Raw genomic sequence first — 17041 nt, 5'->3', positions numbered from 1 at the left:
TTGCTGCAATGCTAAAATCACTTTGCAGATGGATTCTGTACAAACGCATGGGGTGGCAGAAGGAGATTTCCGAAAACCACCCCGAAAAGTTCATTATCTGTTTAGCGCCCCACACCAGTAACTGGGACTTTTTGCTTGGGCAGCTTTACAGTAGAGCCGAGGGTATGAAGATTAACTTCCTGATGAAGAAGGAATGGTTCTTCTGGCCGCTTGGCCCTATCTTCCGTAGTATGGGCGGCATACCCGTATTCCGACAGAAAAAGATGAGCATGACCGACGCGATGGCCGATACAGCCAAGTCGGTTTCTCAGTTCAAACTTTGTATCACCCCCGAGGGCACCCGCAGCCGCGTTGACGAGTGGAAAAAAGGTTTCTACTTCATCGCACTCAAGGCCGGCATACCTATTTTATTATATGGGGTGGATTATGAACGCAAACTGATTCAGTGTACAAAAACCATCATTCCCACAGGCGACCTGGAGGCCGACATGCGGGAAATAAAATTATATTTTAAGGATTTCAAGGGCAAGAAGCCCGAGAACTTCTCGATAGGAGAGATAGGAGATATTACCAAACAATGAAACGTACAAGTATCATACTCGCGGCTGTGTTTGCCTTGCTTACTGCCATGCCCGCCGATGCGGCTCGGAAAGCTAAGGTTAAAACACCGCCCGACCCCTATAAATCGCTTAAGGATAAAATAGACCGATACTTTGTGAACTTTAAGAGCGATGAGCAACGCATACGCTCTACTTTCCACCTGAAGACTCTGGTGGTTAACGACTCGTTGCGCACTGTCGATATCAGCGCCAACAATAATCTTGGCGAACAGCTGTTTACCGACGACCTGGCCGAAACCATCTATCAGGAAGTGCAGCTGCTGCTGCCCGATTCGGTTCAGGATTACAATCTCACTATCACTACCGGTGGCTGGGATCTGCGCCAGCTGGTGCCAAACCGTTTGCGCCAGCACAAGGACAAAAGCCGCACCTGGGGCGACATCGATTACCACGGTCGTCCATGGGTTCGCAACGCCTCACTCCCCTACACCATCACCGAGGGTTTGCAAAACCGTCATATCTCGCTCTGGGCCAGTCATGGTCGCTATTTCAACGTCAAGGATAGCACATGGAAATGGCAGCGCCCCGCACTGTTTGGTACACGCGAGGACCTGTTTACACAAACCATCGTTACCCCCTACCTCATACCCATGCTGCAGAATGCAGGCGCCATTGTGTTCTCACCACGCGAACGCGACTGGCAGCGCAATGAGTTTATAGTGGATAACGATACCCCCGAAACAGGCTACACCGAGCACAACGGCGCCCATCAGTGGAGCAAGAGCAATACTAATGGTTTCGCCTGGCATTCAGGTAGTTATGAAGACTTCGAAAATCCGTTCACCGCTGGTACTTGTCGCCAGTCAGCCACTACCGACAACGTCAAGCGCCAGAGCGAAATTATCTGGAAACCCGCCATTACCGAGAGTGGTAATTACGCCGTATATGTGAGCTATCACACCACCGATAAGAGCATCGACGATGCCCACTATACCGTATGGCACCAAGGCATCCCCACCGAGTTCCGTGTGAATCAGACGATGGGCGAGAAAACATGGGTTTACCTGGGCACTTTTTATTTCGACCAAAGACAGAGCACACGCAACTGCGTAACGCTCAGCAACCTTAGTCGCCACCACCACGGTGTGGTAACAGCCGATGCCGTACGTTTTGGCGGCGGTATGGGCAACATCGATCGTGGTCGCGGTGTGAGCGGACTGCCCCGCTGCCTCGAAGCCGCACGCTACTACGCCCAGTGGGCAGGCATGCCTTACGAGGTGTATAGCACCAAGGATGGCGAGGACGATTACGGCGACGACATCAACGTGCGCAGCTATATGACCAACCACCTGGCTGGCGGTTCTGTGTTTGTACCCGACACCACCGGTTTGAATGTGCCCATCGAACTCTCGTTAGCCATTCACAGCGATGCCGGTTACACCCGCGATGGCAAGAGCCACACAGGCACCCTGAGCGTGTGCACCACCTATCTTAACGACAGCATTCTCAACTCAGGTCTTACCCGCCTGGTATCACGCGACTTGGCCGACGAGTTGCTCTACTCAATCCCCGCAGATATCAAAAAGAAATACGGCAACTGGCCCACACGCGAACTCTACGATCGCAACTACAGCGAAACCCGTTGCCCCATGGTGCCCAGCGCCATTCTCGAAACCATGTCGCACCAGAACTTTGCCGACATGCGCATGGGTCAGGATCCTAACTTCCGTTTCGACCTGGCACGCAGCATCTATAAAACCCTGCTGCGCTACATCAGCGCCATGCACAACAAGAAATACGTGGTTCAGCCCTTGGCACCTAACCGTCTCTCGGCCGAACTTACCGGTCGTGGCGAGGCCAAAATCAGCTGGCACCCCGTTTACGACGAATATGAGCCCACCGCCAAACCTACCGGCTATGTGGTTTACACAGCCACAGGTCGCAGCGGATTCGATAACGGTACCTATATCAAAGGTGGCACCGAAACATCTGTTACCATCCCCGTAGATCCCGAAAAGTTGTACTCGTTCCGCGTCACAGCTGTTAACGATGGCGGCGAGAGTTTCCCCAGCGAGGTGGTATCGGTATTCGATGTACCCGAGGCCCAGAAGTCGGTACTCATCGTCAACGGCTTTACCCGTTTGGCAGCCCCACAGGTGGTAGATAACACCGCCTCGCAAGGCTTCGACCTTGACACCGATGCCGGCGTTACCTATGGTCGCACAGCAGGATGGCTAGGCTATCAGATAGGTTGGGACAAGAGCAAGATAGGTAGCGAGCGCCGCGATGGCCTTGGCTACACCAACGACTCGCTGCAAGGCCAGTTTATCGCCGGCAACGATTTTGATTATATCCGCACCCATGCTGCAGCCATCGCCACCGCCCACAAATACCGCGTGGCCAGCTGCTCGGTGGCTGCACTCGACAATAACGAGGTACACCCTCAGAATTATGAAATGATGGATGTGATCCTTGGTTTGCAACGCAAGGATGGCTACTCGCTGGTACCTTATCAGCTCATGTCGCCCATGCTGCGCGAACATATCCGCCTGTTTGCCAAGCGCGGCGGTTCGCTCCTGGTTAGCGGCGCCTACCTGGGCAGCGACATGCAGGATCCCGTGGATCGCACATATCTGGCCGACATACTCAAGCTAACCTATCAGGGCCAGAATGCCGACTCGCTGCAGCGCGACTCTATCAACGGTCTCGGTCTGCAGTTCACCTTCCATCGCCAGCTGAACGAGCAGCACTATGCCGATCAGCATCCCGAAATCATCGAGCCTGTTTATCCCGCATTCTCGGCCATGAAGTATGCCGACGATTACAGCGCTTCGGTAGCCTATAACGGCACCGATTACAAGTCGTTCGCCATGGGATTCCCCTTCGAGTGCATCAAGGACGAGCCCAAGCGCAACAGCATTATGCGGGGCATTTTGCAATTCCTATTACAATCAAATAACCCATAAAAAATTATCTAAAAGTATGAAAATTCAATCTAATTCATCTGGAACCCGTAGTATCGAAGTAAGTGACGAACACCTGCAGACCATCGAGAAGTATCAGCTCTTCCGCGATCTGATCGACTCTAATGGCTACGTCGACGAACAGGTACTTGACAAATTGAAACTGAACATTCGCGCACTGCTCGAGGGCGATGCCGGCAAGGATAAAACCCTGCTCGACCTCTGTCTCGATGTCATCTATCATCCCAACATGAAGGCATTCGGCCTGCAGCAGCTTGTGCTATTATACATTAACTGGAAGCATCAAGACAACGATGGTCTGGGCATGACCACACGCGTTTTGCAGGGCACACCGTTTAATTGATGGCCGAAAAATTTGGAAAATAAGATTTGAAAGAGTACAGATTAACTGATTTTTTACCCACAACAAAAAAGGAGCTCGAACTCCGGGGATGGGATTACGTTGATGTAATCCTGTTCTCGGCCGATGCTTATGTTGATCACCCATCGTTTGGTGCCGCCGTGATTGGCCGCACACTCGAGGCCGCGGGGTTCCGTGTGGCCATCGTGCCACAGCCCGACTGGCATGGCGACTATCGCGACTTTAAGAAGTTAGGTCGCCCTCGCCTGTTCTTCGGTATCGCCCCAGGCTGTATGGACTCGATGGTAAACAAGTACACCGCCGCACGCCGCCTGCGCTCAGAGGATGCCTACAGCCCCGACGGTCGCCACGATATGCGTCCCGAGTACCCCACCATCGTATATGCCAAAATCCTCAAGGAGCTTTATCCCGATGTACCCGTAGTGCTGGGTGGTATCGAGGCCTCGCTGCGCCGCGTAAGTCATTACGACTACTGGAGCGACAGCCTCAAGAAGTGCCTGCTGTGCTACTCGCCTGCCGATATGATTACCTACGGCATGGGCGAAAAGGTTACTATCCAACTGGCACGCCGCCTGGCTGCCGGCGAGAGCATACGTGATATTCGCGACCTGCCGCAAACCGTTTATCTCTCACGTAAGGAGGATATCATCGGTGGCATTACCGATCGCGACATCGTGCTGCACTCACACGAGGAATGTATGAAAAACAAGAAGGCCCAGGCCGAGAACTTCAAGAACGTCGAGGAGCAGTCGAACATGATGCACGCCCAGCGCCTGCTGCAGGGTGTGGATGGACGTTATGTGGTTATCAATCCACCTTACCCACCCATGACAACCGAGGAGCTCGACGCATCGTTCGATTTGCCTTACACTCGTCAGCCACATCCCAAGTACAAGGGTAAGCGCATTCCCGCTTACGAGATGATCAAGTTCTCCGTAAACATCCATCGCGGTTGTTTTGGCGGCTGTGCATTCTGTACTATTTCGGCCCACCAGGGCAAATTCATTACCTGCCGCTCAAAAGAGAGTATCCTGCGCGAGGTAAAACAAGTCATCGAGATGCCCGACTTTAAGGGTAACCTCAGCGACCTGGGTGGCCCATCGGCCAACATGTACGGCATGAGCGGACGTAATAAGAACGCCTGCGAAAAGTGCCGTCGCCCATCATGTATCCATCCGCAGATATGTCCTAACCTCAATACCGACCACTCAAAACTGCTCGATATCTACCGCTCAGTAGATGCCCTTCCAGGCATCAAACATAGCTATATCGGCAGCGGTGTGCGTTATGATTTATTATTACATCGTAGCAAGGACGAGGCCAGCAATAAGGCCGCTATGGAGTACACCCGCGAGCTCATTACCCGCCACGTTTCGGGTCGACTCAAGGTAGCCCCTGAGCACACCAGTGATCGTGTACTCTACCTCATGCGCAAGCCCTCGTTCCAGCAGTTCTACGAGTTCAAGCGCATCTTCGATCGCATTAATCGCGAGGAGGGACTTCGCCAGCAAATCATCCCCTACTTTATCTCCAGCCACCCAGGCTGTCAGGAAGAGGATATGGCCGAACTGGCGGTGATTACCAAGAACCTCGACTTCCATCTGGAGCAGGTACAGGACTTTACCCCCACGCCACTCACCAATGCCACCGAAACCTGGTACACAGGCTACGATCCCTATACCCTGCAACCCGTGTTCAGCGCCAAAACACCAAAGGAGAAGTTGGCCCAGCGCCAGTTCTTCTTCTGGTACAAACCCGAAGAGCGCCGTGGCATCGAGCAGTCGTTACGCCGCATCGGTCGTCCCGACTTGATTGCCAAGTTGTATAGCGGCATGCCCCCACAAGGCGGTTATCGCCCTGCTTATGGCGGTGGCCCAAAGCCCGCTGGTAGCGGCAAGCCCGCTGGCGGTGGCAAGCCTAAATCTTATAATCCAAATTTTAAAAATGAAAATTCTCGAGCAAAGCATCATAGCGAAAAGCCCCAGCAAGAAAAGCGAGGACGGAATCGTCGTAACTTCTGATTTTATTGCCGTTATCGACGGCAGCACATCCAAAACCAAGCGTCGCCATTGCCCCCTTATGAGCAATGGCCGCTATGCCATGCAGCTCATCAGTCGTTATATCCGCAAGATGCCGGCCAACACCAGCAGCCATCAGTTCTGTGTTGGTGTTACCCGTGCGCTGCGCCGTCATTACTGGCTGCGTTTCCCCGTTGAGCGTATGCAGCAACATCCCGAGGAGCGCCTCTGCGCCTCGGCCATCATCTACAGTCGCCTACGCCGCGAGGTTTGGATGGTGGGCGATTGCCAGTGTCTGATAGGTGGTAATTTCTTCGATAACCCTAAGCCCTACGAGCAGCCCCTGGCCGAGATGCGTGCTGCCAAAGTTAAGGAGTTGCTGGCCGCAGGTGTGCCCCAGGCCGACCTGTTGCAGCCCCACGACCCAGCCCGCGAAGTGATGATTCCTACCATGCTCGACGTAATGAAAAATCAGAACATTACTTACGCCGTTATCGATGGTTTCCCCATCCCCGAGCAAAAGATAAAAGTCATCCCGCTCGACTTCCAGAAATGGGAGATTGTGTTTGCCAGCGACGGCTATCCCCAACTGGCCCCAACGCTTAAGGAATCAGAATCGCTCCTGGCCCACCAGCGCGAAACCGATCCCCTAAACATCGGCCAATTCAAAGCCACAAAGGCCTTCATACAAGGCAACAACTCCTTCGACGACCGCACCTACATCCGCTTCGAAGTATAAGGCTAAGCATTGATAAAGTTCACACGATGGCGGTTATCCTTAGGCCGCACGGCGAAGTGTAACCAGATGGCACCGTAGCGATTCTTTTCTATCAGCAGTTCGTCATAATCCTGCTGCGTCTCTTTAGCATAATCGATAAGGGTTGCCGCATAGCAGATGGCCTGCTCCATACCATTAGTGCGAATATCCACCGCACATCCAGTTAGGTGATTACTGGTGGGGGCTCCACCAACTTTTCTGTTCAACTGAGGCGATCGATAACCAGAGTTAATGATAATCGGTTGCGAGGATCTTTCCCTCAGAACCTCCAGCCAAGTGCAGAGGTTTTTCAAATGGGCTATAACCTCATGACTGGGAATGTTATACACCTCAGGATACTTGCTCCTGGTGAACTCCCCGAGCACAAAATGCTCGGAGAGGTTTACTTTACTATTCAACTGTACTACAGGTTCCATACTTTCTTTTCTTTTTGTTTACATTAATTGGTGTACTATTTGGAAATGCGATGCTATACGCAGCATCCAAATCTGGTAGTTTTACGTGGCGTAGGCCTAACCCTAATTTGGTGGCTACGATAGCCCTAAGCAACTCTCGATGTATGCGGGGATAGTGTCTCGGAGATGACAACAGATCGTTGCCACACACTTGTTCGTCGCTCACCACTGTTTGTTTGCATACCTGCCAAATAAAGTCGTCGGTAGCTTCAGCACCAAACCACAACTTTAGTACGTTACGCACACTGAATCGCTTATAGCAGCTTGAAAGCACGCGCCTTGTGCGCTCCAGCTGACGCCAGAGCTGCACAAAGCATGCTTGATTATTCTGAATGTCCATGTTCTTAATGACTAATGACTATTGACTATAATGACTAACTCACCTTGCGATACCCGCCATCATCGGTCAGCGATACCAGCCCCTGCTTACGCCAGTTTTTCAGCATCTGCTGCACGCTGTTGCGGGTAACATCGGCACCCTTGATGGCTACGCTGAACTGCATGGCTTGATCGAAACTGAACTGCACATCCAGGCGCTCGTAGATGGTATCGTTCTTAGAACGACGACTCCTACTGTTACCGGCAGCATAATCCCTGCTGCGATAGGCATTTTCTATGCGATCGCGAAAATAATACAACGCACTATCCAACAGCTGGTCGGCTATCACGTCGTACATATCCAGCATAGCCGGCGTCTGTGTTTTCTGCAGCATCTCCTTCCATAAGTAGGGTTTCTGCTTCAGCTGGGTTTCGGCACCATTCAGTCCGTGTTTCTGTATCAGCTGTTCGCACACCTTACACAGCATCAAGCAGCATACCATGCGCTGGGCAGTAACACAGGTACGGAATCGTTCACGAGCCTTTACACGGTCGTCGTTCATCATGGCTTCGAGTCGTATTTTTTCAAGCCATGCCCTACCCCTTGTTTCCAGTTTTTGCAGCACCACTTCGCCTGCCATCAGCGGTAACAGATGTGCCACCTGCTGTATGCGTTCGGTCTGTCGGTCGGTCAGTACATAGGGCTTATCCTCCAGCTTGGCATAGGTATTATCGGGCGTTTGCGACAGGGCTATACGACTCTGGAAACCATCAGTATAATTGGTTACTACACGGTACAGCGCATCAGGTGTGCCGCACATCACCACATTCCACAGCAGGTGCTTAATATGCACATTCACCGCCTCGGCACTCTTGGCCTCACGATCGTACCTACTGCCATCGTAACTCTGACGCAGCAGTACCGAGAAATCGCTCATAGCCGAACGCCATTTCTGTGCCACGGTATCAGCCTCGGGTGTAAACGAAAATGCATGTTTACCTTCAACGTTTGCCAAGCGCTCGGCCAGGTTAGCCACCGTGTTGTTCAAGGCGATATAACGCACAGGCAACTTAAGCTCTTCGGGCTGTTCCTTCTTGTTTTTAGAGGCTCGTTTCTTTCGTCGATACTCGTCCTCCTGCTGCTGATACATCTCGTCCATAGCCGAAACTTCGCTCATCCAGGCATCCACCACCGGGTCGATATCGCCCTTGCGGCTGGCAAACTCACCAACAATGTACGATATCAGATTAAGTCCGCGCACACGCCCGTGTACATCAAGCTTTACCCCTGTGGCCAGCGCACCTATGCATGGACAAACCGCCGTAATGATTGGCATGGCCAATTCGGGACCTACTGCCGCCACCGAATCCTTAACACCCTGAGGCAACTTCTTAATTGACAGTTGAGAATTGATAATTGACAATTGCTGGTCGTCGGTATCTATGGTATCATAGGTAGATGTGGCGAGGGCTGCCACTATCTGGTCCATCAGTCGCGAACCCTTGGTAGGTTCCTTGCAGGCCGAATGGATAATCGAACGCATCTCGTGATCGGGTAATCCTAAGTTGGGCATCAGCGCCAGTAGCCACTCCTCGCTGTCGTCGCAAATAGAACGCAGGTTAGCAGCCAGTTGGTGCAGTCGCTTGTTGCGTTCGCCTGTGTTAGGAACCCCACCCGTTCGCCGCCAAAACTCCGCAATAATATCCTTATACGCTATGCCCTTGAATTTATTTTGGCACGCAACAGCCGCGTCCTTTTTTAAAAAGGCCGTGTCATCCGTGCCTAAAACTTCTTCGAGTTCGAAGATGGCATCATCCAGGTAAATCAGTTCATTGCCCGATGTAGTAAAGAACACGCGGGTGATGTCCTTAGCCCCACTATCATAAGCCACAGATATCAACTCACTCGCCCATTTCAGGTTCTCTTCCTGGCTCAGTTCGGACTTACGTGCAAATACCAGATGGTAGCCACCGCCACGGGCACTCTCTTCGAGCATCAACAAGCCCAGCTCATCTTTCTTACTCAGGATGCGCTCGCGGATAGCTGGCATCTCATCGGCCGATAGGTGGTCGATATCCATACCCACAGTGGTGCTCATGCGGGTGCTACCCTTCAAGGTGTCGTCTTCGTTAGGCAAACAGCTGTAGTTCATCTGCTGCAACTTGTGTTTCAGTGCCTCCTCGCCATTGCGGATACGCTGCACCAGTTGCCGCTGCTCGCCACCATTTCGCAAAGCCAGATACTCCTCTCTCGAAAGGACGGGGCGCATCATCTTCGCCCCATCCTTATAATATACTAAGTGGCAACTCATCCCAGCTCACCTCCTTCCAATAGTATCTTCCTTATCATTTTGCTGGCTATGTTGTTTGCCTGTTCAGTTAGTTTCTGGGGTAACTGCCCTACCTCATCATCATCCAGCGAGAATACAAAATAGTAGCGACCGTTACGACCGTGCGACAACGAGCAGTTATCCTCACGAAACAGCGGCTTGTTCTTTGGTCGCTTAGGCAACTCGCTCATATACACGTTACCATCACGCATGCCCTGCACCACGAACTTACCCTTAAAAGCCTCGGCCGCCACATCCTCGCAGCACTCAAAATCAAGTGTGCGCAGTCCTGTTTCCAACTTGCCAAAGGTCATCAGACCTTCAACCATTACCTGTTCTCCTAAAATTCTGCTTTTTCTTGTTTTCATATTTTTTCTAAGTGTTTAAGCGAGAAGAAGTTTCGGATTCCTTGGCCATTTACTCGAGAATATCCTCCTCACCCTCAACTCAGAAAATTAATGTTTAATAACTACGATATCGGTCGCAAGTATTTCTTGGAACACCTGCCCCTGATACTCATGTGTAGAGAAACGAAGTGTGGCTGCCACCACATCACCTTCGTAGAACCTGCACGCCGCCAGATTGCCCAGCATGGCGCACACATACTCGTTTTCGAACTTGCTACCACCCATCTCGCGCAGCACAATGTTACACTTCTGAATGGTACCGTTGTCACTCTTTGATGACTGTACGCTAAAGGCCTCGCCCTGGCGTACCACTTTTAAAATCTTTGTTTCCATAATGTGTATCAACAAATCAAATTAACACTTGTGAATCACCGAGAAGCCTCAGGTTTACGAGTGCAAAATTAAGCACTTTTTGGCATTGAAAAGCAGAAAAATAAAGGTATCTCCCGACCATTTCGCAGTCGGAAACAGTCGGGAGAAATATGTCGAAAACCTAGTATTTACAGGTGTTTCGGTTAAAGGTCGGAAATGGTCGGAATAAAATTCTCTATTGCATCAGCATCGGCAGATAACTCTTTTCGTGGTTTGGCCAATTTAAGCGATTGCCCCTGTTTGGTAAAGCATTGTGCTGCCAGTTCGTTCATGTGTGCTATGGTCATCTGTTTCTTCGCAAGCACCTCGTTATTCACCTTTACCAGCATCAGTCGTGCCGTCTCAACTGTTTTCATCCACTCTATCGGTTTAATGTCAGTTGGCTGATTGGTTGAGAAGCCCATCAGATACTGCCAGCAGCTCATCTCGGTATCAGGAGCAATAAATCCATTTCTAATCAGGAACTCGAACCACTGTTTGCCCGCTGCCTCATTGTTGTTAATAGGGAAATGAGCCACCTGGGCTACCGAGCACTCCTCGTAGCGGGCGTGCCGCCCCTCCATACGTATCTCGCGGTCGTCATCGGGCTGTGCATTCGCACCACGACGCTCTATATACTGCGCCTCATCACCCGTCATTATTATTCTTCTTGCCATTGTATCTTATTATTCTTTATTTTCTATATAACTAGCATTATCGCCTGTTAATATCACATTACGCTTTTCGTGTATAGCCTTTTCATCTTCGGCTTTCTTGGCGATAGCATTTGTCATTTCTACAAATGCTATGCCTGAAACAAATCGCCATATAACCTCGCGAGGAATATGCCGATAATATAGTTTTGAAACAAAGCGTTCGGGGTTAGCCTTCCATTCAAAGTACAAGTTTTCGGGAAACTCTTCCAGTTCCTTTTCTACCGTCTTGGCATTATACTTTCGTTGGTGCACCATCAGATGTTTTCGTGTATCGGCCGACTGCATCTGCTCTTTCCAAAATTCCAGCACACTACCACACGTTGTCTCACGACCTGTACGTCCAGCTGACATTGTAAGTTCGTCGATGACCTCCTGAAACTCGCAGTCACCGATATCAGTAAGCATCTCTATCAGGTGTTTTCGATAGTCGCTCATTTCGCCCGAAATATCGTATTTCAGATAAGCGGAAAAACGTTTTACTAGCGAGATAAAGTGCGCCTGTGCTTCATCATCCCATTCATCACGTTCGGTTAGTCGGTCTATTATTTCATCGCGCATATAAACCAGGTTATCAAACTCTTCTGGAATATCGAGTACAGGACCAGTATATTTCCAATCCAGAAATATTTTTTGCGGATACAAGTCGGTTACAGGGCCTTTATAATCTAACACCACACACTCGAACGCTACACACGGGTGCTCGATATTAGAACCAACTATCATACCTCTTAATTTGTTTTGTTCGCTGCATCGTAGCGCTCCCCATGCTCTCGGTAGCTCTGGACTTGATACATATCCTACGTGTCGTCCCAGCCAGTCGTAAGCACGAACGGCAACCTTGTCGCTGTCGTTAGCGCTTTCAGGTCTGAGAGTCATAGCATGCCCAGGCGCCTCAGCAAGAAACTCGCCGACATGCCCATAAAGATCTTTACGGTAAGGAATACCTACTATATTTAGTTGTATAATACTCATAGTTGAAGTTGGTATAGGGTAAGTTAGCCCAAAAACGATGGCAAAGATAAATAAAAAATGTGTGTTTCAAGTATGGTGATTCTTTAAAATTTGCGAGTTTAAGGTTTTTTAAATGATGACTAATGTTTCTACTCATTAACCATCATTACCTGCTAGGTAAAGCTATATTGATTGTTATTTCGATTTTGCTCTGGGCGAAAGACTGTTGTATGCCTCTACACCGCCTGTACCCGATTTGTATATGATGGTATCAATAAAATACAGATGTCCCTCATCGTCAACGAGTACATTACCATCAACGGCATCAAAAATATCATGCCTACCGTTAGTAAAGTATTCACCATTATCTTCCGGACTAAAGCCAAGGCGAATAAACTCATCGTAAATTTCTTCTTTTGTAGCTAATCGTGCATCAGAGATAAATGGTTGAACAAGGACCGCACAAATCTTTCCTTGGATATTCTCTGCAAAGCCAATCATACGATATGCACAATCAGGGAAGTAAGTATTATGAGCCTTGATACGTTCAAAGAAAGAAGTGAGATTATCGTCAGAATAACGGAAGTCGTTAAGTTTTATAATATCATTAAGATCTGGTGACAAATAAGTTTCGTTCTCTGAGCCACGATCAAAATAATCGCCAAAAAGGCTGCGATCATTATACCAGCAGCCTTGCTCTTGGGCCCATTTCTTGAGCCTTACCAGTTGGAGAGATTTGCAAGACGTTGTTCCCGCAAGTTCCTCAATCTCTTTAAGGACTCCGCACGCGAAAGCGGATGCGCTTTCCAATATGCAACCTTCGCTATCTTGATAGCGTTCATTTTCTTGTGATAATCGTTCAGAACAATATCCATTCATTTATCATTTAAAATTTATCGCTGCAAATATACATCTTTTTTGGATAGCATCCAATTTTTTTCGGGTTTTTCTTTAGAAAAAAACTCAATATCCTGCGAGCTATATTTCAGTCATTAGTAGTCATTAGTCATTAGTCATTAAGAGTAGTGGAAATGTGGGTAAGTATTAAAAGAATATATATAATATATTATATATATTCTTTTATTTAAAATACAGGGTTGTTCGAGGCTTATTGACTATTGACATTAATGACTATTGACTGCACAGAAATTTTTTTTCGAGAAAAATGAAAAAAGTTGGAGAATTATTCGTAGACCGCAATCAAAATATCGTACCTTTGCACCGTTGAAATGAATGAGACAGATGGCGGCCACGTGCGGCAAAACTATTTCCCACGTGCACTAAGAAATTCTCCCACACGAGGGCGCAAATCTACATCGGAGTTGAGACATTAAACATTAAAGATTAAACATTAAACATTTTTATTTACAACAACACAAAAACAAAATTAGAATTATGGCACTTAAAGTTAAAGCACAGGAAAAGTTGCAGAAGATTGGCAAGTATGAGGGCACTTATCGCTACATCATGATGCCGGAGTTGTACACCTCACTCTCGCAGGACAAGGTGATTAAGGAGGCTGCCCTGCGCAGCGGAGTTAGCAAAGGCATTATGCAGGCCTGCTGGGATGCTGCTGGCGAAGTGATTAAAGCTTGGGCCACAGAGGGTCACTCGGTTGCGCTGCCAGGTTTGGGAACCATGCGATTCGGCATCCGCGCCAAGAGTGTAGCCAAGGTTGATGAGGTGAAAGCCGGACTGGTAACCAGTCGTCGAATCATCTTCACCCCAGCGGTGGATCTGAAAGAGGAGCTGGCAGGTACAGCCATCCAGATTACCTGCTACGACCGCGATGGTAAGGAGATTAAGCGTGTAACCTCGACAGACCCAGGTACGGTTGAGGATCCCGACGAGCCAAGCAATGGCGGAGGCAATACCGGTGGAAACACTGGTGGCGGCAACCAAGGTGGTAATACCGGTGGCGGCGGAAATCATAACGAGCCGATTGGTGATTAAGGGCTTGGGGCTTAGGCCCCACCCTTTACATGAAACATGAAACATTCTTGCTTAGGCAAGCGTACTAAAGAAACGATTAAAAGATTAAACATTAACCTATTAAACCTTTAACCATTATGACAAAGAAAGAAACATTTAAGTTCATCATACAGATGATAGCAAGTATCGCTACTGCGATTGTAACGGCCCTAGGCGCCACGAGTTGCATGGGCGCCATGTAGATAGCCAAGGACCTGCACTTGCGCGGCCCGCCACGCATACTGCAGCAGGCTCTATCCTATCACCCTCAGGTTTCAAAGCGAAGCCTGGGGGATTTTATTATAAAGCCAGGCAGATCATTCTCATATTTATACTCTTTTCCACCAAAAAACTCCAGTACATATTGGTCTCTAAATATCTGTTCTGCTTGTGGAGCTATTTCTCTCACCAGTGGTGAGAGTTTTGGAGTTCCTACTTTAGATCTTTCATAAAGAGCACTATCTATCTGACGATTTTGTTCTCGCTTAGTCCATCTCTCCTGGATACATTGTTTCAAATAAAAGTATCTTTCTTCGGTTGATTTGGTACGACTTAAAATAGTTAGATTGTTTGTCCAATTAATTTGTCTCAGCAGTGCTGAGAGTTTTTCGTCCATGCCATTATATGTCTCATAGAACTGCTTCATTCGCCAAAGGTTCTTATCAGAAAATCCTTTAGCTTCTGGGCTAGTTCTTTCGATATAATCAGCCAATTGTTTAACAACGCCATCACCCCATTCAGAAGCAGCAATCTTGTTAGAGATGTAGCTACTGCGATTGTAACAGCCCTAGGTGCGACATCGTGCATGGGCGCCATGTAGATAGCCAAGGACCTGCACTTGCGCGGCCCGCCACGCTTACTGCAGCAGGCTCTATCCTATCACCCTCAGGTTTCAAATCGAAGCCTGAGGGTATTTTTGTATCAATAACGGCATATCATAACTTAATTTTTGAATATTATCTTAGGTCGGACAGGTTTAGTCCGACTCATAGTATAATTTTGCCCCCAGAAACTTAAAATGGAGGATATAGTTATGAAAGAAGACAAAGATTTACTATTCTTGGCAAAGTGCCAGAATGACGACCTTCGTACATTGTGCGACATACTCACACATAATAAACAAGGTGAATTGAGATTTAGTGAACAGTTATCAAATACCGATGCCTACCTAAACTGCTACCCTGAAAAAATGAATCTAATGGCAAAGGAGATTAGCGAAGAATTTCGTAAGTTTGGTAGTAACACTGTACATACATTATATAAGAAAGGTGAGGCAGATAGCTATGAGACCATCTTAAGAAGAGTTTGCAAGAAACTTAAAGTGAGTGTGGCTTACAATGATAACGTTAATATGATGGAACAGCGATTACTGACAACGCTGTGCGAGAAAACTACAGAGAAACTCTCTGATGAAGAACTAAGAGATCTTGCTGACAAAGCAGGTATATCACATAAGAACCTGAATCGACAGCAAATCGTATTCTCGTTGATGATTTCTCTACGTACCAATAGATATCTTTTCGTGGAATTAATGACATTCATTATCACTCGTATTGCCAATATGATTTTTGGACGTACTATCTCTATGATGGGTATGATAACCTTTGAGAGATATGTTGGTATGTTAGCTGGCCCTATTGGTTGGGGAATGTTGGCATGCTGGACTATCAGCGACATCGCCTCGCCTGCTTATCGTGTTGTTATTCCTGCAGTAATAATGATTGCGGGTATGCGTTATCGTCATGTTGAACTATCAGAAGCATAAATTATGGAAGTACGTGATATCATGCATCCCGAAGATGCGAAGGCAATAAGAGCCTTACAGAGCCTAAAGGGATATAATGAGCTTATAAGCTATTGTATGGAGCATGGCCTTGAAAGGATATATCGAGGTATGTGCCTTGGTTCCTTTGTCAGAGTTAGTTCCACGAACTATCCGGCTCTATACATAGCTTTTAAGGAGGTAGTTGAAAAAGTAGGCATTACTGAACCAGAACTCTACATCTATAACGATCCACATATGAATGCATTTACATATGGAGAAAATAACACCTTCATAGCTTTGAGCAGTGCAATCGTAGAAAGAATGGAGCTTGATGAACTTAGATGCGTTATGGCCCATGAGTGCGGACATATTCTTTGCCATCATACATTATATTCAACGCTTCTTAGAACAATCAGCGAGTTGGGTTATTGGCTTGACATCCTCTCATATGCCACATTAGGTCCCGTTTTGATGGCTATGCATTATTGGTCTCGTAAGAGTGAGCTTTCTGCTGATCGTTGTGCTGCTGCAGTTGTAGGTGAGTTTGCTTTTCAAACCACAATGCTCAAGTCAACATGCGGTCTGAAGGAGATTAGCGGGAATCCTTATCAGCTCGTTGAGCAGGCTCGTGAATATCATCATTTCAAAGAATCCTCTTGGCTTAATCGTTTGCAACAGAACTGTCGCATCGCATTCAACTCCCATCCTCAACAAGTATATCGTGCCTGGGAGATAGACCGTTGGAAAAACTCCTGGCAATACAGAAAATTAAGAAATATAGATTGTTGAACTGAAGAAAAAGATTATGACGTTAGATATTGTAACAAAAGGTATTCCATACCTCCACATGGTTGTTGTAACAATTATGGTATTTGCTGGTGTCCCTAGAATATACACTTTCACATCTTTGATCTGGATAGGATGTGCCATCATATCAATCTCCCTCACTGAGGAAGAAGTTTACTTGGAGCTCCCTGCCCTATGGCGATACAGACATCTGTTTGCTTTGGGAGTTTGCTTTCTGATTTCATAGAGTGTTTAACATAGAAAACTCACTCTTTGATATAAAAAAAGCA

At 48.0% G+C, this 17041-nt stretch carries 19 protein-coding genes; 10 read left to right on the top strand and 9 right to left on the bottom strand.

Annotation, left to right across the window (positions count from 1 at the left end):
* Positions 1–8: 8 nt before the first annotated feature.
* Genes PRU_RS04025 through PRU_RS04005 form a run of 5 tightly spaced genes read left to right on the top strand, consistent with a single transcriptional unit; the run spans position 9 to position 6662 of the window.
* Positions 9–581 carry a 1-acyl-sn-glycerol-3-phosphate acyltransferase gene (locus PRU_RS04025; RefSeq protein ID WP_013065719.1) on the top strand — a complete coding sequence of 191 codons (573 nt, stop codon included), beginning with the start codon at positions 9–11 and terminating at the stop codon, positions 579–581.
* Positions 578–3526 (top strand): golvesin C-terminal-like domain-containing protein, encoded by a 2949-nt coding sequence (locus PRU_RS04020; protein ID WP_013063662.1) that lies wholly within the window; start codon positions 578–580, stop codon positions 3524–3526. Before PRU_RS04025 ends, PRU_RS04020 begins: the two co-directional genes overlap by 4 nt.
* Before the next feature lie 16 nt (positions 3527–3542).
* Positions 3543–3887: a hypothetical protein gene (locus PRU_RS04015; protein ID WP_013064219.1), complete on the top strand. Its 345-nt coding sequence runs from the start codon at positions 3543–3545 to the stop codon at positions 3885–3887.
* A gap of 26 nt (positions 3888–3913) precedes the next feature.
* Positions 3914–5926, top strand: coding sequence for a YgiQ family radical SAM protein (locus PRU_RS04010; RefSeq protein ID WP_013065145.1), 2013 nt, complete (start codon positions 3914–3916; stop codon positions 5924–5926).
* Positions 5850–6662: a hypothetical protein gene (locus tag PRU_RS04005; protein ID WP_013063021.1), complete on the top strand. Its 813-nt coding sequence runs from the start codon at positions 5850–5852 to the stop codon at positions 6660–6662. Before PRU_RS04010 ends, PRU_RS04005 begins: the two co-directional genes overlap by 77 nt.
* 2 nt (positions 6663–6664) lie before the next feature.
* On the opposite strand, the gene PRU_RS15565 is transcribed toward PRU_RS04005, so the two are convergent.
* The 8 genes from PRU_RS15565 to PRU_RS03970 form a co-directional block, all read right to left on the bottom strand.
* Positions 6665–7117 (bottom strand): YcbK family protein, encoded by a 453-nt coding sequence (locus tag PRU_RS15565; protein ID WP_074683758.1) that lies wholly within the window; start codon positions 7115–7117, stop codon positions 6665–6667.
* Positions 7092–7496 (bottom strand): hypothetical protein, encoded by a 405-nt coding sequence (locus PRU_RS04000; protein WP_041385656.1) that lies wholly within the window; start codon positions 7494–7496, stop codon positions 7092–7094. The genes PRU_RS15565 and PRU_RS04000 overlap by 26 nt, the downstream gene beginning before the upstream one ends.
* 34 nt (positions 7497–7530) lie before the next feature.
* Positions 7531–9627, bottom strand: a complete 2097-nt coding sequence (locus tag PRU_RS03995) for a DUF3987 domain-containing protein (protein WP_013063904.1) — start codon at positions 9625–9627, stop codon at positions 7531–7533.
* A 155-nt stretch (positions 9628–9782) separates the two neighbouring features.
* A complete protein-coding gene (locus PRU_RS03990; RefSeq protein ID WP_143040069.1) occupies positions 9783–10172 on the bottom strand; it encodes a hypothetical protein in 390 nt (129 codons plus the stop codon).
* A gap of 87 nt (positions 10173–10259) precedes the next feature.
* Positions 10260–10544 (bottom strand): hypothetical protein, encoded by a 285-nt coding sequence (locus PRU_RS03985; RefSeq protein ID WP_041385652.1) that lies wholly within the window; start codon positions 10542–10544, stop codon positions 10260–10262.
* Positions 10545–10726: 182 nt separating this feature from the next.
* Positions 10727–11239, bottom strand: a complete 513-nt coding sequence (locus PRU_RS03980) for a hypothetical protein (protein ID WP_143040068.1) — start codon at positions 11237–11239, stop codon at positions 10727–10729.
* A 9-nt stretch (positions 11240–11248) separates the two neighbouring features.
* The gene (locus PRU_RS03975; protein WP_013064177.1) at positions 11249–12250 is read right to left on the bottom strand and encodes a hypothetical protein; all 1002 of its coding nucleotides are present in this window, start codon (positions 12248–12250) and stop codon (positions 11249–11251) included.
* Positions 12251–12424: 174 nt separating this feature from the next.
* Positions 12425–13108 (bottom strand): putative polyvalent protein kinase domain-containing protein, encoded by a 684-nt coding sequence (locus PRU_RS03970; RefSeq protein ID WP_049769071.1) that lies wholly within the window; start codon positions 13106–13108, stop codon positions 12425–12427.
* 516 nt (positions 13109–13624) lie between these two features.
* On the opposite strand from PRU_RS03970, the gene PRU_RS03965 reads away from it, so the two are divergent.
* Both PRU_RS03965 and PRU_RS16010 read left to right on the top strand, forming a co-directional pair.
* Positions 13625–14182: an HU family DNA-binding protein gene (locus PRU_RS03965; RefSeq protein ID WP_013065662.1), complete on the top strand. Its 558-nt coding sequence runs from the start codon at positions 13625–13627 to the stop codon at positions 14180–14182.
* 116 nt (positions 14183–14298) lie between these two features.
* Entirely contained in the window at positions 14299–14403 is a 105-nt protein-coding gene (locus PRU_RS16010) for a smalltalk protein (RefSeq protein WP_013064737.1), read from the top strand.
* Between the two features lie 65 nt (positions 14404–14468).
* On the opposite strand, the gene PRU_RS03960 is transcribed toward PRU_RS16010, so the two are convergent.
* The gene (locus PRU_RS03960) at positions 14469–14951 is read right to left on the bottom strand and encodes a DUF1016 N-terminal domain-containing protein (RefSeq protein WP_224083071.1); all 483 of its coding nucleotides are present in this window, start codon (positions 14949–14951) and stop codon (positions 14469–14471) included.
* Here PRU_RS03960 and PRU_RS16255 point away from each other — a divergent pair.
* The 3 genes from PRU_RS16255 to PRU_RS03950 all read left to right on the top strand — a co-directional run bounded on the left by PRU_RS16255 (position 14913) and on the right by PRU_RS03950 (position 16754).
* Positions 14913–15020, top strand: a complete 108-nt coding sequence (locus PRU_RS16255; protein ID WP_224083018.1) for a smalltalk protein — start codon at positions 14913–14915, stop codon at positions 15018–15020. The genes PRU_RS03960 and PRU_RS16255 overlap by 39 nt on opposite strands.
* Positions 15021–15233: 213 nt before the next feature.
* Positions 15234–15965 carry a DUF3944 domain-containing protein gene (locus PRU_RS03955; RefSeq protein ID WP_013065182.1) on the top strand — a complete coding sequence of 244 codons (732 nt, stop codon included), beginning with the start codon at positions 15234–15236 and terminating at the stop codon, positions 15963–15965.
* Positions 15966–15968: 3 nt separating this feature from the next.
* Positions 15969–16754, top strand: coding sequence for a M48 family metallopeptidase (locus PRU_RS03950; protein WP_013064581.1), 786 nt, complete (start codon positions 15969–15971; stop codon positions 16752–16754).
* Positions 16755–17041: the final 287 nt, after the last annotated feature.

Source organism: Xylanibacter ruminicola 23 (assembly GCF_000025925.1).
Classification (GTDB): domain Bacteria; phylum Bacteroidota; class Bacteroidia; order Bacteroidales; family Bacteroidaceae; genus Prevotella; species Prevotella ruminicola.
Note: the sequence above shows the minus strand (reverse complement) of the source record. Positions and strands in the feature narration are given on the sequence as shown.

Bases quoted from the DNA above. Each gene is read 5' to 3' on its own strand.
- PRU_RS03970 (WP_049769071.1), bottom strand. From the start codon at position 13,108: ATGAATGGATATTGTTCTGAACGATTATCACAAGAAAATGAACGCTAT.
- PRU_RS03980 (WP_143040068.1), bottom strand. From the start codon at position 11,239: ATGGCAAGAAGAATAATAATGACGGGTGATGAGGCGCAGTATATAGAG.
- PRU_RS03995 (WP_013063904.1), bottom strand. From the start codon at position 9,627: ATGAACTACAGCTGTTTGCCTAACGAAGACGACACCTTGAAGGGTAGC.
- PRU_RS03955 (WP_013065182.1), top strand. From the start codon at position 15,234: ATGAAAGAAGACAAAGATTTACTATTCTTGGCAAAGTGCCAGAATGAC.
- PRU_RS03975 (WP_013064177.1), bottom strand. From the start codon at position 12,250: ATGAGTATTATACAACTAAATATAGTAGGTATTCCTTACCGTAAAGAT.
- PRU_RS03950 (WP_013064581.1), top strand. From the start codon at position 15,969: ATGGAAGTACGTGATATCATGCATCCCGAAGATGCGAAGGCAATAAGA.
- PRU_RS16010 (WP_013064737.1), top strand. From the start codon at position 14,299: ATGACAAAGAAAGAAACATTTAAGTTCATCATACAGATGATAGCAAGT.
- PRU_RS04015 (WP_013064219.1), top strand. From the start codon at position 3,543: ATGAAAATTCAATCTAATTCATCTGGAACCCGTAGTATCGAAGTAAGT.
- PRU_RS04005 (WP_013063021.1), top strand. From the start codon at position 5,850: ATGAAAATTCTCGAGCAAAGCATCATAGCGAAAAGCCCCAGCAAGAAA.
- PRU_RS15565 (WP_074683758.1), bottom strand. From the start codon at position 7,117: ATGGAACCTGTAGTACAGTTGAATAGTAAAGTAAACCTCTCCGAGCAT.
- PRU_RS04025 (WP_013065719.1), top strand. From the start codon at position 9: ATGCTAAAATCACTTTGCAGATGGATTCTGTACAAACGCATGGGGTGG.
- PRU_RS04000 (WP_041385656.1), bottom strand. From the start codon at position 7,496: ATGGACATTCAGAATAATCAAGCATGCTTTGTGCAGCTCTGGCGTCAG.
- PRU_RS04020 (WP_013063662.1), top strand. From the start codon at position 578: ATGAAACGTACAAGTATCATACTCGCGGCTGTGTTTGCCTTGCTTACT.
- PRU_RS03990 (WP_143040069.1), bottom strand. From the start codon at position 10,172: ATGAAAACAAGAAAAAGCAGAATTTTAGGAGAACAGGTAATGGTTGAA.
- PRU_RS03965 (WP_013065662.1), top strand. From the start codon at position 13,625: ATGGCACTTAAAGTTAAAGCACAGGAAAAGTTGCAGAAGATTGGCAAG.
- PRU_RS03985 (WP_041385652.1), bottom strand. From the start codon at position 10,544: ATGGAAACAAAGATTTTAAAAGTGGTACGCCAGGGCGAGGCCTTTAGC.